This window comes from Xenorhabdus sp. XBWT (assembly GCF_059072735.1).
Genome location: NZ_CM180990.1, coordinates 786,668 through 802,953 on the forward strand (window position 1 = coordinate 786,668; position 16,286 = coordinate 802,953).

At 37.8% G+C, this 16,286-nt stretch carries 13 protein-coding genes and 1 pseudogene; 6 read left to right on the forward strand and 8 right to left on the reverse strand.

Translation table 11 applies throughout. From position 1 onward, the window contains the following. The first annotated feature begins 88 nt into the window (after positions 1-88). Both AC5JQI_RS03425 and lexA read left to right on the forward strand, forming a co-directional pair. Positions 89-460, forward strand: a complete 372-nt coding sequence (locus tag AC5JQI_RS03425; protein WP_092551853.1) for a diacylglycerol kinase — start codon at positions 89-91, stop codon at positions 458-460. A gap of 118 nt (positions 461-578) precedes the next feature. Next, on the forward strand, positions 579-1,196 hold the full coding sequence (lexA, locus tag AC5JQI_RS03430; protein WP_493913738.1) for a transcriptional repressor LexA: 618 nt from the start codon (positions 579-581) through the stop codon (positions 1,194-1,196). A 140-nt stretch (positions 1,197-1,336) separates the two neighbouring features. On the opposite strand, the gene zur is transcribed toward lexA, so the two are convergent. The 5 genes from zur to AC5JQI_RS03455 all read right to left on the reverse strand — a co-directional run bounded on the left by zur (position 1,337) and on the right by AC5JQI_RS03455 (position 4,995). After that, positions 1,337-1,849 carry a zinc uptake transcriptional repressor Zur gene (gene zur, locus AC5JQI_RS03435; protein ID WP_237387721.1) on the reverse strand — a complete coding sequence of 171 codons (513 nt, stop codon included), beginning with the start codon at positions 1,847-1,849 and terminating at the stop codon, positions 1,337-1,339. Between the two features lie 278 nt (positions 1,850-2,127). Next, positions 2,128-3,021 (reverse strand): DMT family transporter, encoded by an 894-nt coding sequence (locus AC5JQI_RS03440; protein ID WP_493913739.1) that lies wholly within the window; start codon positions 3,019-3,021, stop codon positions 2,128-2,130. Next, positions 3,018-3,896, reverse strand: coding sequence for a DUF6024 family protein (locus AC5JQI_RS03445; protein WP_493913740.1), 879 nt, complete (start codon positions 3,894-3,896; stop codon positions 3,018-3,020). The genes AC5JQI_RS03440 and AC5JQI_RS03445 overlap by 4 nt, the downstream gene beginning before the upstream one ends. Beyond that, positions 3,896-4,285: an NUDIX hydrolase gene (locus tag AC5JQI_RS03450; RefSeq protein WP_493913741.1), complete on the reverse strand. Its 390-nt coding sequence runs from the start codon at positions 4,283-4,285 to the stop codon at positions 3,896-3,898. Before AC5JQI_RS03450 ends, AC5JQI_RS03445 begins: the two co-directional genes overlap by 1 nt. A gap of 26 nt (positions 4,286-4,311) precedes the next feature. Continuing rightward, positions 4,312-4,995: a hypothetical protein gene (locus AC5JQI_RS03455; RefSeq protein ID WP_237387717.1), complete on the reverse strand. Its 684-nt coding sequence runs from the start codon at positions 4,993-4,995 to the stop codon at positions 4,312-4,314. 504 nt (positions 4,996-5,499) lie between these two features. Here AC5JQI_RS03455 and AC5JQI_RS03460 point away from each other — a divergent pair. From AC5JQI_RS03460 to AC5JQI_RS03475, 4 genes are all read left to right on the forward strand, one after another. Next, positions 5,500-6,366 carry a LysR family transcriptional regulator gene (locus tag AC5JQI_RS03460; protein WP_493913742.1) on the forward strand — a complete coding sequence of 289 codons (867 nt, stop codon included), beginning with the start codon at positions 5,500-5,502 and terminating at the stop codon, positions 6,364-6,366. Positions 6,367-6,874: 508 nt separating this feature from the next. Beyond that, a complete protein-coding gene (locus tag AC5JQI_RS03465) occupies positions 6,875-9,157 on the forward strand; it encodes a type I restriction-modification system subunit M (protein WP_493913743.1) in 2,283 nt (760 codons plus the stop codon). Then, positions 9,157-10,566: a restriction endonuclease subunit S gene (locus AC5JQI_RS03470; protein WP_493913744.1), complete on the forward strand. Its 1,410-nt coding sequence runs from the start codon at positions 9,157-9,159 to the stop codon at positions 10,564-10,566. Before AC5JQI_RS03465 ends, AC5JQI_RS03470 begins: the two co-directional genes overlap by 1 nt. Before the next feature lie 124 nt (positions 10,567-10,690). Further along, positions 10,691-13,936 carry a type I restriction endonuclease subunit R gene (locus AC5JQI_RS03475; protein WP_493913745.1) on the forward strand — a complete coding sequence of 1,082 codons (3,246 nt, stop codon included), beginning with the start codon at positions 10,691-10,693 and terminating at the stop codon, positions 13,934-13,936. A gap of 81 nt (positions 13,937-14,017) precedes the next feature. Here the strand turns inward: AC5JQI_RS03475 and AC5JQI_RS03480 are convergent. The 3 genes and pseudogenes from AC5JQI_RS03480 to AC5JQI_RS03490 all read right to left on the reverse strand — a co-directional run. Next, positions 14,018-14,274: pseudogene (locus AC5JQI_RS03480) on the reverse strand (transposase); the annotation flags it as partial. Positions 14,275-14,502: 228 nt separating this feature from the next. Then, positions 14,503-14,661 carry a hypothetical protein gene (locus tag AC5JQI_RS03485; protein WP_493914738.1) on the reverse strand — a complete coding sequence of 53 codons (159 nt, stop codon included), beginning with the start codon at positions 14,659-14,661 and terminating at the stop codon, positions 14,503-14,505. A 399-nt stretch (positions 14,662-15,060) separates the two neighbouring features. Then, positions 15,061-16,254 (reverse strand): MFS transporter, encoded by a 1,194-nt coding sequence (locus AC5JQI_RS03490; RefSeq protein WP_493913746.1) that lies wholly within the window; start codon positions 16,252-16,254, stop codon positions 15,061-15,063. Between the last annotated feature and the right edge of the window lie 32 nt (positions 16,255-16,286).

Below are 16,286 nucleotides of genomic sequence, written 5' to 3' on the forward strand. Positions count from 1 at the left end.
CAGATTTTGAGATCTGTGGAAATAAGACAATAATAGAGACTAAAAATTATATAACCATATAAATACCAAGTGATTGAGTATAATTCTTATGGCAAATCAATCAACAGGTTTGACCCGCATCATTAAAGCGGCAGGGTATTCGGCGAAAGGAATCAAAGCGGCATGGCAAAATGAAGCGGCATTTCGACAGGAGGCAATTGCTGCCATATTTGCAATTATCATTGCATTTTCTTTAGACCTCAGCATAGTCGAAAGAATCCTGCTTATCAGCGCTGTTATGCTCGTTGTGATTGTCGAAATTCTCAATAGTGCAATAGAAGCTGTAGTGGATCGTATCGGTAGTGAATACCATGAGTTATCAGGCCGTGCGAAAGATATGGGTTCAGCGGCTGTATTGCTTACCATACTTCTGGCCTTGTTTATCTGGGGAATAATCCTTTGGTCGCATTTTATGTGCTGATTCGACGTGTTTTTCATTAAAATACGTTATTTAGCTGCTTTTACGTGCTGACAGGTTCCCAATTCGAATTTACCTGTATATACTCACAGCCGGACTGTATAAACAAACAGGGGGCGAAATGAAAGCATTAACTGCCAGACAGCAACAAGTCTATAACTTAGTGCGTGACCATATTTCGCAAACGGGTATGCCACCGACACGTGCTGAAATTGCAGCGCGTCTTGGTTTTCGTTCACCTAACGCGGCGGAAGAGCATTTAAAAGCGCTGGCGCGTAAAGGGGTGATAGAGATTATTTCTGGTGCATCCAGAGGTATCCGTTTGCTTCTCGAAGAACCGGGTGGCGGAATGAGATTACCGTTGATTGGTCGTGTTGCTGCTGGCGAGCCACTGCTAGCTCAGGAACATATCGAAAGTCACTATAAGGTTGATCCTGAATTATTTAAACCAAGTGCTGATTTTCTATTGCGTGTCAGTGGAATGTCTATGAAAGACATCGGTATTATGGACGGAGATTTACTTGCTGTGCATAAAACACAGGATGTTCATAATGGACAAGTCATTGTGGCGCGTATTGAAGATGAAGTCACAGTGAAGCGTTTCAGACAAACAGGAAACAAAATTGAACTGATCGCTGAAAATCCAGAATTTTCACCGATTGTAGTTGATTTGAGCGAACAGAGTTTCACTATTGAAGGATTGGCAGTAGGCGTTATTCGTAACGGAGACTGGTTCTGATTGTAAAAACGGATAATTACACTTTGCCATTCCGGGGCGGTCATTTTTCCAGTACCCGTTACATTTGAATTCAGCGGGAACTTGAGAATACATGAAAATATCAGCTATGACCGCCTCACCGTCCAAGCAGGTTCTTATCTTTATTTCTTTTTCTTCTCTTCAACAGCATGATTGTGCTGACATGTATCGCGTTCCGTACAGGAATCTATTTCATGGCAGGAAGCACATAATCCGTGGACTTCTATCACACTATTTCTCAAATGGAACCCTGTACCTTGCGCTAACTGCTGAATTGCGGATTCAATATCTTTCGCATCCTTTTCAGTTACGGAGCCGCAATATTCACAGATAAACATAGCTGAAGTATGGCTGGGTTCTTCAAAGTGATGGCAAAGAACATAGCTGTTTGTAGACTCTATTTTGTGAATAAAACCTTGCTCCAGCAAAAATTCTAACCCACGGTAAACTGTTGGCGGCTTAGCCTGAGGTTCGACTTCGCGTAATAAATCCAGCAAATCATAAGCGCTTATCGCACTGGGTTGCTCCGTAATTAAACGAAGAATTTCAAGGCGTTGGGGTGTCAAGCGAACTCCTCTTGAAAGACAGATTGTTTCAGCTTGTGCCAGTAATTTTTGTTGATTGATAATTTCCATTACACCTCTCACACCTACACGATGCTAATAGCTTTGATATTAACACGTTTTAGGCTTAAGAGTGGAATTCACGCGATACCTCACTGTCTTTGGGTTATAAATATAAGTATCAAAAGATGTCGATTATCTTGCTACTGTGTGACTCGTTATTTACTGATACATACCAATTAAAGATAAAAATAATAACTTCCCTTGGATTCACATATTAAGCGCAACATCGTAATGAACGAAGTAAATGAGTGGGGATACCTTTAAATAATCTATCTTCTAGGGATAATTTATCTTTTTGCTGTTTCTGACTGTAATAATCGGATAGAATGTAGACTATTCGCAATTAAAGCAGTCAGAATAATACCACCACCTATAAGTGTATAATTATTTGGGCTGTCTCCAAAAACAAGCCATATCCAAATTGGGCCAAATACTGCTTCTAGAAGAAGGAAAAAACCCAGGTGAGAAGAAGGTATTAGTTTTGAAGATTTAGCAATTAAAGTTAGAGCTAAGAATACAATGACAGAACCTTCTATTAAGATTAGAAAAAAATTGAACAATGAAATATCAAGATTGATATCAAAGTAAGAATATAACAGTATAAAAGAAAATATTGCGCCAATGGAAGGTGTTAAAGATAAATCTTGCTTACTAATGCGTCCAGTAACGAAAGCAGCTGCCATAGATATTGCTGTTAATAAAGCGGTAATATCACCGAATGATACTGAAAGATTAGCGTTAGATCCATACATTACAACAATTACTCCAGCTATTGAAATAATGAACGCTACTATTGTCATACGGCTGACAATTTCTTTAATGACAAACCATGAAAGTATCGCAGCCCAAAGTGGAGCGGTACTGATTATAAACAGCATATTTGCGATAGACGTTGTCATTGCTGAAACCGGGAATAATATTGCCGATAAACCATAAAAAAAGGAGGCCAGAAAAAAATATTTACTGTATGTTTGATTTTTTTTAATTTTATTTTCTCTTCTGAATAAAGAAAAAAATATAATGATTATCATTGGGAGTGACATGGAAAAAGAGCGCCAGAATGCAATTTGTTCTGGGGTAAAATTTATGGCTCGTATGAATACGGTATCGAAACTTAGAATGGTTCCGCCTAAAAGAGCGAATAGATAGCCTACTTTGGTTGGATGATTTACATTATTCATAATAACTCTTTGATATAATTAATTAATTTAAAATTACAATTTACTGCTGTTGAATTTATTGCTCCGCTCTTATAGCAACTAAATCTGTAAATCATTGTTCCTATTTTTTTCATGGTTATAACGGATTTTTTATTGCAAGGTAATCTATCTAAATAAAAATCAGACTGTAAAACAACAAATGGAGTTTTAGATTGTAAAGGTGTAATACATTTAAATCCTATTTTCTCTAATTCATTTGCTTCTTTATCTGTTAAATCAAAATAAGCAACATTAAAAAAATCAGGGCTTTCTATGCATCTATTCAAAGCATCGTTATATGATCTGAGATTAACAGTGCCGGATTCAGATATTTTGGCAATGTTAGATATTTCAGGATAATGATCTTTATTTTGAATGCAGAGAACGCCTATTCCTGACTGAATAGCCAGATGCTTATGTAATGGAAAAAATACTATTTTAGAGGAAATAGCTGTTTTGTGATGCCATATAGTACCTATTGACTGGGCAGCGTCTAAAACGAAGTCAGCATTTTTTAGTGAACAAATTATCCCTGTCTGAGGGTCAATATGGGTTAATAGAGGTATGGAATTTGGAAAAGATCCAGTAGTGATATTATTATATGGCGTATAGCTACCTTCTCTAATGGATATAGAAACCGAATGCATGTTTAATCCATAGATGACATTCAATAAACAGTGAGTGCTATTATTCAGCAAAAATATTTCTTCATGTTCTAAACAAAGGTTTTTTCTAAGGTTTTGTTTTATTTCTTTTTTAATTTTACTTACCTGTTTATAGTAGTTGGTATCACTGTTATTTTCAAATCTAAACCCTGAAATTTTTGAGTTTATAGCTGAGTCATCTAGGTAATTCATTATTCTATTAAACCAATGTTTTTGAGTTTGGGAATAATACTATCTTTAAAAATGCTTCCTATTTGTATTTTTTCTGCTTCTTTTGATGTAATCCATTTTAAATCAATTATTTCTGAACATGGAAAAGGATCTCCGATTATATCGATAAACCATGAATTAATTTCTATTAACTCTCCCTCAAAAATTGATTTTGAATAGTCGATACTAAAATGAATTGGATTGATAAATGTGACCCCAATTTCTTCCTGAATCTCACGGTTCAAACATTCAATTTGAGTTTCATTTCCTTCAATTTTACCACCAGGTGATATGTATATGGAGGTTTTATGTTTCCTGACTACAAGTAATTTTTTATTGTTAATAATTATTGCCGCACATTTTCTGATCATAAAACCTCTGTTCGTTCTAATCTATTTTATAGATAATCTTTGGTTGTATTGATTACAATACCACCAGTAAGAAATTCAATGATATCTCTGCATTTGGCTTCTTTTCTCTTTAGATAATTGAGAATTGTTTCATCAGGAGGTGTAGTGAAGCTATCTGCAAAAATGGAAATACCCTCCAGAGATTTAGTGGAGATACCTGCTTGCAATAAACGGTATTTGACATCCTCTTGCGATGTAGCAAATTCATATATAGGGCTATTGTATTCAATCCCGTATTCTTTCATGAATTCCACGAAATACTCTTTCGCTATTAGTCGTTGCTCAGGAAAATCTTTTTGATAATGAGTAATACCATCATTAATAATTTTTATTCCATTTCTCATACAGTAATCAATGACGTGTGCATGAATTGCGATTTTTTCACCAAGAAGAACCAAATTTTTTTTATCTTGCAATATGTCTTCTTCTAAATTTTCAATTGCCAGAGTTCGGAAAGAGCCACTTATATCTTCAATATTATGCTTGATTACGAGTTCACCGAATCTATCTTGCAGCTCTTGTACTCGATGTTTAATAATTCCTCTGTGTAGTGAACAGCCGCTGCTTGCGGTGAATAAATGAACAGGTATATTTTGTAGCATGAGATGCACTGCGACCAAAGTGCTATCTCGTCCACCTGTAAACATGACCAGCTGAGCTTGTTTATTCATTTTTTATTCCTTTTTTTTCATCGTGTTATGTTTTTATGGATAGAAGCTGCTAATGAATTTGTTTTAATCATCTGGAGCATTAAATTTATTAACTGGTGGATAATAAAAAATGTTTTAGTAATATTTTTCTATGTTTATGGAAGAGTTAAAGTTATAGCTATTATATTTTTTATTGTTACAGTGAGTGTTTTAAACGTTTTTTCTAGTGACTCTTAGCCTTCTAAGCATAAGAATGAATGTTTCTGAATGTGTTGTAAATTAATAGCTTATACCTGTGAAATATTAAAAATTGTTTTTTTTATTATTGGGGTCATGACTCTATCCTTGAATAGTTATTTGATTTTGTATTTACAAAAATGCTAACACCATTATTAATATTCTTTTGAGTTTATATTTCTATTTTAATAATGTGCTTATAGCAATCAAGAATAATCTTATTTCATTTGATTATAGGTATCAATCTTATTATACTAAACTTATCGTTTAGATAATCTAGACTACATTATGAGAAAAATCCCTCCACTAAATGCTCTTAAGATTTTTGATATTGCGGCCAGATACAAAAGTTTCTCTAGCGCAGCTTCAGAAAACCATATGACAAAAGGTGCTATTAGCCAGCAAATAAAAATATTGGAAAACTGGTTCGGATTTGAGTTATTCAATAGGACTGCCAACGGCATTGAACTGACAGATAGCGGCTCTAAGTTAATGAAAACCTGCAATCTGGCTTTTTCTGTTATTGAAAAGCAATGCGAAGACTTGAGAAAAAAAAGTCACACTCATAACGAAATAATTATTGGTTGTTCTAGTAGCTTACTAAGTTACTGGTTTTTACCCAAGCTATATAGTTTCTTTAGTACTGATAAACAATTCGTACTAAATTATAACTCTCAGGCATCATTTCAAAGTATTATAAATGGAGAGGTTGATTTTTTTATATCAGGAGAAAAAATATCTAATTATAATTTTGTTGACTGCGAATTACTGTATAAGGATGAAATTGGTTTAGTTTGCTCTGTGGAATACAGAACAAAAATATTTAATAATGACATCAGGGATATAACATTACTTCGTTCCCAAAGTAGATATTCAGCTTGGGATGAATGGAGTTATTTATCTAATATTATACTTAATGTGTCAGATGAAATAATATTTGATAAATTATCTTTAGCTTTGGATGCGGTCAAATTAAATTTGGGTGTAACTATTGCGCCTAAATTTGTAGTCGAAAATGATATTAATAAAGGTTTGTTGTATGCTCCATTTGGTTTTTTAAATTGTAGTTCAGGAACTTACTTATATACCAGAAATAATCTCTCTAATGATAAAAAAATAATTATTGATAAAATAATTAATAAAGTAAAAAGCTAGCAATTTTTTAAATAAATCAAGTTTGGATTCGCCTAATAAGAGCCATTTTTTTTCAAAGAATTCGAAATGTTCTTGCCATTTTTCGGAATATTTAGATGAATCCATTTCTTTTCCTTATTTATGTTTATCATATATACTATATTGAAGTAATTCTATTTACTATAGCGATAATCAATCTCTGCTCTTTTTTGATTCCTATGGGTAATTTTTTAAATTGAAATATTTTTAATTAGCTTACACTTTTTTATTGTTGCATCAATAAAGTATTTTATCCGTTATTGATACTCATAGGCAGAACTATGCAACAAAACAAACATAAATTCATAACACTGTAAAAATTTCTTTATCGGTAACTAACACTTTTTCTATTGCCTGCCATAATTAAATCAAAAAGGGAAATTATGTTCGCTTGCATTAATTTTTCTTTGAGTTTAGTGACACTTTCATCATGCTGATTGGTACCACTTGTGAATCAGCTTAATTAATTTTCTCAAATTTATGTGCTGTTATGACGAACTCAAATTTTTCTCAAACCGCTGCTTTTATCTGGTCAGTTGCTGATCTGCTTCGTGGTGACTTTAAACAAGCTCAATATGGGCGAGTGATCTTACCATTTACGTTGCTCCGCCGTTTGGAATGCGTGCTAGAAGAAAGTAAAGAGGCGGTTGTTGCCGAATATGAACGCATTAAACCCATGAAATTACTGGAAGAGGCGCAGGCGAAATTCTTATTTCGTGCAGCCAACGGCTTAGCTATCTTCAATACCTCACCAATGAATCTTGGCAAGATAGGACAAAGTGACATCAAAGATAATTTAGAGAATTACGTACAGTCGTTTTCCAAGGATGCACGTGAAATTTTCGAATATTTTAATTTTTATGAATTTATTGGCTTATTGGATGAGGCTAACTTGCTTTACAAGGTAGTGAAAAAATTTGCTACAACTTCTCTAAGTCCCGATGTGGTTTCTAATCATGAGATGGGCTTGATATTTGAAGAGTTAATCCGCCGCTTTGCAGAAAGTTCCAATGAAACGGCAGGAGAACACTTTACTCCGCGTGATATTGTAGATTTAACAACATCGCTTGTTTTTACTGGAGATGAAGACAGTTATACACCAGGTTCAATTAGAACAATTTACGATCCTACCGCGGGGACGGGCGGGTTCTTGTCTGCTGGTATGGAATATGTTTTGAAGGGCAGCCCGTTAACGCGGATGGTCGCTTTTGGTCAGGAATTAAATCCTGAATCCTATGCGATTTGTAAAGGGGATATGCTGATTAAAGGTCAGGATGTCAGCCGTATTAAACTGGGCAATACCTTATCTAATGACCAACTGCCAGCCGATAAATTCGACTATATGCTGTCAAATCCGCCATTTGGTGTGGATTGGAAAAAGATAGAAGAAGACATCAAAAGTGAACATGTTGTAAAAGGTTTTGATGGTCGTTTTGGTGCGGGATTGCCACGTGTTTCTGATGGTTCTTTGCTATTTCTGATGCACCTGATAAGTAAAATGCGTGATCTCCGCTTTATTGGCGGTAGCGCGACTGAGGGTAGCCGTATTGGTATCATCCTGAATGGCTCTCCGTTATTTACCGGTAATGCGGGAAGCGGTGAGAGCGAAATTCGTCGCTATATTCTGGAAGCCGATTTACTTGAAGCGATTGTCGCCTTGCCGACCGATATGTTCTACAACACGGGCATTGCAACCTATGTGTGGATACTGAGCAATAAAAAAGTACCAGAACGAAAAGGTAAAGTACAACTGATTAATGCTACAAATCTGGGTAGCAAAATGCGTAAATCTTTGGGTTCAAAACGTAATTACCTTACCGATGAAGCTATCCGTACGATCACATGTAACTATGGTCAGTTTGAAGAAATTGATACCCAGATTCAAGATGGTGCCACTGATAGCAAAAAGCCTTTTGCGAGCAAGATCTTTGAAACCCACACATTTGGTTACCGCCGTTTAACCATTGAGCGCCCCTTACGTTTATCTGCGCAAATTACCGATCAAGCGGTGGAATTACTGCGTTTTGCACCAAAACCGTTTAATGCTGTGATGACTGCTATTTATGAAGCATTTGGCTCGGAATGGACTGAAGAGACTTATGGTTCTTTGGATAAAGTGGAAGATACAGTCCGCACAATGATCAAAAGGAATTTTCCAGAACTTAAAGAGAAACAGATTAAAGATCTACTGGACAGCAATATGTGGTTATTCCAGAAGTTTTTACTGGAAAAGGCGCAAAAACTGCAAAGTATTATTGGATCAAAGCAGTTTAATGATTTTAAACAGTTTGAGCAGATTCTTAAGGATGCACTTAAAACAGCAGGTATCAAACTTGATGCCAAAGAAAAAAAGCAATTCATTGATGCGATTACGTGGAAAAATCCGGATGCGGAACCTGTGATTGCCAGGGTATTAAAAGAAAAAGCCCAGCCACTTTATGGTGCATTTAACTATCAAGGTGAAGTTGTTGAATTCCAACAGGATGGTGATTTGCGTGATAACGAAAATGTGCCGCTTGATCCAACAACGACTACAACCCAGTTAATTGAAAATTACTTTAAACGTGAAGTACAACCGCATATTTCTGATGCCTGGATCAATGCAGATAAGCGAGATGGAAAAGAGGGTGAAATCGGCGTTGTTGGATATGAAATACCCTTTAACCGTCATTTTTATGTTTATCAGCCTCCGCGCGACCTTGCAGCTATTGATGCCGATTTGGATAAAGTCAGTGCTGAGATTATGAAACTGCTGCAAGAGGTTCATTCGTAATGAGTAAGTATCAAGCGTATCCGGAATATAAGGATTCTGGGGTTGAGTGGTTGGGAGATATTCCAACGCATTGGACTATGAGTAAATTGCGTTATATGTTTTATTTCGGTAAAGGACTTAGCATCACTAAGGAAAATTTAAGGGATGAAGGTATACCATGCGTTAATTATGGAGAAATTCATTCTAAGTATGGTTTTGAACTCGATCCAACTAGGCATCTACTTAAGTGTGTGGATAAATATTATTTGAACTATTTTTCTAATGCTTTGCTTAATATGGGAGATTTTGTATTCGCAGATACTTCTGAGGATATAGACGGTTCAGGAAATTTTACACATTTAATCAGTGATCACACTGTATTTGCTGGATATCACACGATTATAGCTCGCCCTAAAGAACGACAGAACAGTAGATTCTATGCCTACTTATGTGATTCACAGGAATTCCGAACTCAAATTCGGTATTCAGTTAAAGGGGTAAAAGTATTTAGTATTACTCAGGAGATTCTTAGAGGGGTAAATGTTTGGTTACCTACAATGAAAGAGTGCCAGAAAATAGCCACTTTCCTCGATCACGAAACAACAAAAATCGACGTTCTAATCGAAAAACAACAACAATTAATTAAGTTACTCAAAGAAAAACGCCAAGCAGTGATTAGCTATGCAGTGACTAAAGGGATGAACCTTGATGTGCCGATGAAAGATTCTGGTGTGGAGTGGTTGGGATATGTCCCCAGTCACTGGAAGCTAACTCAAGTAAAATATGGCTATAATATTACATTAGGCAAGATGTTGCAGAAATCACCTAAATCCAGTGTTGATATACTCAAGCCATACCTTAAAGCTCAAAATATACAGCCAAATGGTATTAATCTATCAAAAGTAGATCAAATGTGGTTTTCTCCTGAAGAGTGCAAGAGCCTATTACTTCTTCCTGATGATGTATTAGTGAGTGAAGGTGGAGATGTTGGGAGATCTGTTCTCTGGAATAATGAAATTGCAGAATGTTACATCCAGAATGCGATTAATCGAGTAAGAACTATTAATGATAATAGTACAAAATTCTTTAATTATTGGATAACTTATCTAAAGGCCTCAGATTATATTAATATTCTCTGTAATAAAGCTACAATCGCTCATTATACAGCAGAAAAGCTCAAAGCATCGCTATTGCTGTTACCAATGGTGAATGAACAAGAACAAATAGCCGATTTCCTCGATCATGAAACTTACAAAATAGAAATTTTGATCAAAAAGCAAAAACAAATAATTAAATTACTACAAGAACGCCGCACCTCCCTAATCTCCGCCGCAGTTACCGGCAAAATTGATGTTCGCAACTGGCAAGCACCAATTACCCACCAAGAAACATTTATAGAGGACAATTACCGCCGCATCATAGATATGTAGCCTTCTTAGGTTGATAAAGACTTAACGGATGTATTGAAACTTCTCAGTGATCAACAAAGTAAAAAGTAATCAGTGACGAACGTTTATAAATTGGCGACAGGACTGAAAGAGTAAATACAAAACAATGAAAGACGCAACGCAAGAAAGGGTTTTTCAAGACGATATTATTTCCCAAATGGTGAACAATGGCTGGGTACAAGGTAAGCCGGAAGGTTATAACCGTGAATCAGCACTGTATGAGCAAGATGTCCTGATTTTTGTACAGCAAACTCAACCTAAAGAGTGGGAAAAGTTCTGCAAAGTTTTTCCTGTCGATTCTGAATGTCACTTTTTAGCCGCCTTGGTTGCTCAGCTTAAGAAGGCGGATATTAATGCCACCGATAGAGCTTCACGTACCTATGGTACTTTGGGGGCATTGCGCCACGGCTTAAAAATCCGAAATGCCCGTTTTTCCCTGTGCCAGTTTAAACCTGAACATGACCTTAATCCTGATACATTGGCGCGTTACCAGCAGAATATCTGCCGTATTGTGCCTGAGTTGGTTTATAGCCCTTACGCAACGAAAGAACATTTAGAGGCTACCGGAAAACAAGCCAAAAAGTGGCGCCTTGATCTGGTTTTGTTTATCAATGGATTGCCTGTTTCGACATTGGAACTGAAATCAGAGTTTAAACAGGCGGTAGACAGCGCAATTGCACAGTATAAGAACACCCGGCGACCGAGAGATCCGACTACCAAAAAATTAGAGCCATTGTTGGCTTTTAAACGGGGTGCATTGGTGCATTTTGCTGTTAGCCAGTATGAAATCTATATGACAACGAGACTGGCAGGCGAAGAGACTTTTTTCTTACCCTTTAATAAAGGTACGCACGATGGTGGTGCGGGTAATGATATTTCTGATGATCCAAATCGTTATGCAACTGATTATCTGTGGAATGAAGTTTTAACTCCGGATAATTTATTGAATATCCTTGGGTACTTTATCCATCTGCAAATTGAAGAAAAAGAAGATGGACAAGGGTATAAATCTAAAAAAGAGACACTGATTTTTCCGCGTTATCACCAGTGGGATGTGGTGACAAAGTTAATTAATGCGGCCGTTAAAGAGGGGACGGGCAATAAATACCTGATTCAGCACAGCGCGGGATCAGGTAAATCCAATTCTATTGCCTGGACTGCACATCAACTATCAACTCTGCATGATGAGCAAGGTAACAAACAGTTTAATTCGGTGATTGTGGTTACAGACCGTACTGTTTTAGATGATCAGCTACAAGAAACTATCTATCAATTTGAACACAAGGATGGTGTTGTTGTCCGTATTAATCATAAAGAGGGAAATGGTTCAAAATCAGAGAAATTGGCGGCTGCGCTGAAAACTTCACAGCCAATAATTATTGTCACTATTCAAACTTTCCCATTTGTGATTAAAGCCATTGAGAGTAGCACAAGCTTGAAAGAGCGTCGTTATGCAGTCATCGCTGATGAAGCACACTCATCACAAACCGGCACGACGGCAGGTAAGTTGAAAGAAGTATTGATGAAGGAAGAAGCGGGTGAAATAGAGCCTTCTTCCGAAGATACAATTAACGCAATGGTCGTGGCTCGTTCCGGTAATTCTAATCTCAGTTATTATGCGTTTACCGCAACACCAAAACCAAAAACTATCGAATTATTTGGTCGTCTCCCCAATCCAGACTTGCCTGCTTCAAAACAGAATAAACCTGAGGCTTATCATATTTACTCAATGCGCCAAGCCATTGAAGAAGGATTTATTCTTGATGTCCTAAAGAATTACACTAATTACAAGGTCATTTATCAATTGGCTCAGAAGGCTGAAGAGAAGGACAAAGAAGTGGATGTTAGCAAAGCCAAAATCAAGCTCAGCCATTGGGTAAGGCTGCATGATTACAATATTTCACAAAAAGTGAAAATAATTGTAGAACACTTTAAAAAAAATGTGATGCACCTATTGATTGGCCAAGCAAAAGCGATGGTTGTTACCAGTTCTCGTAAGGAAGCCGTACGCTATAAGTTGGCATTTGATAAATACGTGGCTGAAAGTGGCTATACATCAATTAAGGCAATGGTCGCCTTTTCTGGCGAAATAGAGTTTGATGCGAATGATCCTGATAGTGCTATGTTGCTTGATCAAAAATTTACGGAACGGGGGATGAATCCAAATCTAAAAGGCCGAGATATGCGTAAAGCCTTTGATAGTGATGATTATCAAGTGCTGTTGGTCGCGAATAAATTCCAAACGGGTTTTGATCAGCCAAAACTATGCGCCATGTATGTAGATAAAAAGTTGGCTGGTGTGGAATGCGTTCAGACTCTTTCACGTTTAAACCGGACTTACCCGGGGAAAGCCGAATCAGGTACATTTGTTTTGGATTTCTTTAATGAACCGCAGGATATTTTGGATGCTTTCCAACCCTACTACCAAGTGGCAGAGTTGGAAGATGTCTCTGATCCTGACAAGATATTTGATTTATTTGAAAAACTGCGTAGCAGCGGTATTTTCCTGTGGTCTGAGGTGGAGCAATTTATTGGGGCTTTCTTCACTAAAAATAAATCTCCTGCGGCGATAAGTAATATTTATAAACCAGCAGTTGAACGTTGGCAGAAGCGTTACAGTTCCGCGATGCAGGCTTATGTGAAAGCCAAAGAAATGTTTGAGCGCACCAAGGAAACTGATGACTCAGTATTAATTGCTAATGCCGAAAATAGCTTGAAAGACTGTAAGAAAGAAAAAGATCGTCTTGAAATCTTCAAAAAGGATTTAGGTAGTTTTACCCGTTTTTATGAGTTTATGTCACAAATTGTCGATTACGATGATAAGGAATTAGAAAAACTCAGTCTTTATGCCCGTTATCTACGTCCGTTACTGCGTGAAAAAGTGATAGCTGAGGATGAAATCGATCTCAACAATGTGCTAATGAGCCACTATCGTATATCTAAAATACGCCAACAAGATCTTCAATTACAAGAAAACAGCGGTGAATACAAACTCCAACCTAGCAATGATATTGGAACGGCTAAGCCAAAAGATAAAAAAGAAGAGTTTTTATCTCATATTATCGAGCGGTTAAATGAAGTGTTCATTACGGATAATCTAACCGACAAGGACATGATTAACTATGCTTTCACCGTACGGGATAAACTGACCGAAAACGAAATTGTGATGAGTCAAATTGCGAATAATACGCGTGAACAGGCGATGTTAGGTGACTTTCCTCAAGCGATTGATGATGCAATTTTAAGCAGTAATACCGCGCATCAAGATCAGATGATGCAGCTTCTTGCTAATCCAGAAAAAACGCGTCAATTTGCACGGGTTATATTCGATATGTTGAGTATAGGTAAATAACCTCAACAGCATTTTCTTGAATCTAATATAGAGCGGCTAATTAAGTGGGAATGTTTTTCTGTGCAATAGTAGACCGCATTTTATACTCTCCCACTCCGCTTGTGTCTGTGCTTTCATGTTACGGTGCCTTTTCGTGATGAAAGTGATACCATTCTGGGCTAAATCGTCGGCCAGTGCCTGACAGAGGTATTCTTACTGTCACCGTAAAGAGAACCTGTCAATTCTTGTGATAATTCACGAACCGGTTTCCGGTCGTCCACATTACCGGGCGTCACTTTAAGCGCTAAAATTTCACCCAGATGATTCACAATCAAGTGTAATTTGAAACCGTAAAACCATATATGGACGCCCCCCGGTTGTGCAAGCATTGAGTCGAAACGGTTTGCTACCATATCCGGCGTCATAAAGGGCTTATTTGCCCGCGCTATGATGTCATCCGCACCCTGTTTCCTTCTCAGCCGTCATCAGTATGTGACTACCTAGGTTTTACTCAGGTTATTGCAGGGCCGATAGCCGTTTTTTCATCAGTGTTTGCAAACTCGGTTAAAGCGTCTGTTTCAATTCACTTAATGGATAGCAAAAGCTTTTTTCATATCATAATCAACCTCATCTGTCAGAATACGCCAGATAATTCGGGTCAGCTTGTTAGCTAAAGCCACTATGGCTTTCGTCAGCAAGTGCCCATACCCTGCTTGCTGACGGAAATCTGCGAGGATCCACACCACCTATCAATCCCCGCTGTAATGAAAGGTTGGGATGTGTTCATTACATTTTCCTCCCCCGGAGCTGTTTCGGCGTGCACCAAAACATTGCTCTTGGAACAGGCTTCTCGTCAATTCCTTATCCAGAATTCAGGTTACATTACGACAGGTTGAGCCGTTGGCAGAGATAGAACCGGGGTCAAACGGATAGTATTTAGTGATGATTTTGTACCGAAAAATCAGTTGTGAAACTGCGCATACTGCTCGCAGGCTTCAAATTTGCACTCATTTGGCAGAACGGCACGGTCGTTTGAAATAGGCCATACCGTAATATTTTCGTCTGAGGCGGGAATGCAGAGAATCGAACTATACGATTACATTGCAGTCCATACCTCTTCAAGTATCGCAGTATGATACACTGAATTATAGTGAGTTAGAGGTTGAGCGTTGCTCACGCATGGATGGAATAATCATTTGCCATACAAGGGATACTATAGCCAGCACTCCAATGCCTGCACCAACCCATGTTAGTGTATCTAATCCCCACTCTCGTACTGTAGTGCCACCAATCACTGATCCCAAAACAACCCCGGCATTAAAAGCAGCAATATTCATGCCAGAAGCTATATCCATTGCGTATGGTGTGTGCCGTTCCGCTAGCATGAGTATCCTTGATTGCAACGGTGGAATTGCTCCATAAGTTGTCAATCCCAGTAAAGCCGTCAAACCAGCCATCAGTACAGAATTGGTAAGGCTAAAACTCATCGCAGCCAGCGCAATCACAATGCCAACGAGAAAAATAAGTGAGGCAAGATCCATTCCTTGTCGATCTGTTAGTTTCCCTCCCCAAATCGTGCCAACAGCAGCCCCAATACCGTAAGCAAGCAATACTCCGCTGACTGTTTCAACACTTACTCCTGTAATCGTCAATAGTATAGGGGTAATAAAAGTGTACAGGGTGAATGAAGCAGTATAAGAGAGCATTGGAACGCTTGCTCCTGCTAATAAACGTCGATCAAAAAGAATAATAAGATGGTGCCAGCCAGTAGTTGCCTTCATAGATTGCTTACCAGAATTTTTTGGCATTTTGAACCCGATACCAATCGTTCCAACTAACCCACAAACAGCGATAATTAAAAATATGACACGCCAATTTAGTATACTGCCCAGCCACGTTCCCACAGGAACGCCTAAGGACATGGCAATAGTAACACCACCGAATACCCAAGCAAGGGCAGCTCCGGCACGTTCAGTTGGAACCAGCCGAGTTGCAACGCCAGAAGCCACAGCAAAAAAAACGCCATGTGCCAGGCCAGATAACAAACGAGCCATTAAAAGAAGGGTCAGGTTTGCTGATGCAGCGGCTATCACGTTTCCTAGCGTAAATACCAACATTGCAGTAAGAAGTAAGCGTTTTCTCGACCAACTAGATGCCAGTGCTGTCAAAATGGGTGCTCCAATCACAACGCCTAAAGCATAAGCTGTAACAGTTAACCCAATACTGGTTACATCTACGCTAAGATCTACAGACATCACGGATATCAGCCCAATAGTAATGAACTCTGTAAACCCTATCGCAAATGCACAAAGCGAGAATATATATATCACTAATGGCATTGAAGATTCTCCTTATACTTATACACAAAAAA

Coding starts and splice junctions, on each gene's coding strand:
- zur (WP_237387721.1), bottom strand. CDS start 1,849: ATGGAAATTATCAATCAACAAAAATTACTGGCACAAGCTGAAACAATC.
- AC5JQI_RS03465 (WP_493913743.1), top strand. CDS start 6,875: ATGACGAACTCAAATTTTTCTCAAACCGCTGCTTTTATCTGGTCAGTT.
- AC5JQI_RS03440 (WP_493913739.1), bottom strand. CDS start 3,021: ATGAATAATGTAAATCATCCAACCAAAGTAGGCTATCTATTCGCTCTT.
- lexA (WP_493913738.1), top strand. CDS start 579: ATGAAAGCATTAACTGCCAGACAGCAACAAGTCTATAACTTAGTGCGT.
- AC5JQI_RS03425 (WP_092551853.1), top strand. CDS start 89: ATGGCAAATCAATCAACAGGTTTGACCCGCATCATTAAAGCGGCAGGG.
- AC5JQI_RS03470 (WP_493913744.1), top strand. CDS start 9,157: ATGAGTAAGTATCAAGCGTATCCGGAATATAAGGATTCTGGGGTTGAG.
- AC5JQI_RS03445 (WP_493913740.1), bottom strand. CDS start 3,896: ATGAATTACCTAGATGACTCAGCTATAAACTCAAAAATTTCAGGGTTT.
- AC5JQI_RS03460 (WP_493913742.1), top strand. CDS start 5,500: ATGAGAAAAATCCCTCCACTAAATGCTCTTAAGATTTTTGATATTGCG.
- AC5JQI_RS03455 (WP_237387717.1), bottom strand. CDS start 4,995: ATGAATAAACAAGCTCAGCTGGTCATGTTTACAGGTGGACGAGATAGC.
- AC5JQI_RS03475 (WP_493913745.1), top strand. CDS start 10,691: ATGAAAGACGCAACGCAAGAAAGGGTTTTTCAAGACGATATTATTTCC.
- AC5JQI_RS03490 (WP_493913746.1), bottom strand. CDS start 16,254: ATGCCATTAGTGATATATATATTCTCGCTTTGTGCATTTGCGATAGGG.
- AC5JQI_RS03450 (WP_493913741.1), bottom strand. CDS start 4,285: ATGATCAGAAAATGTGCGGCAATAATTATTAACAATAAAAAATTACTT.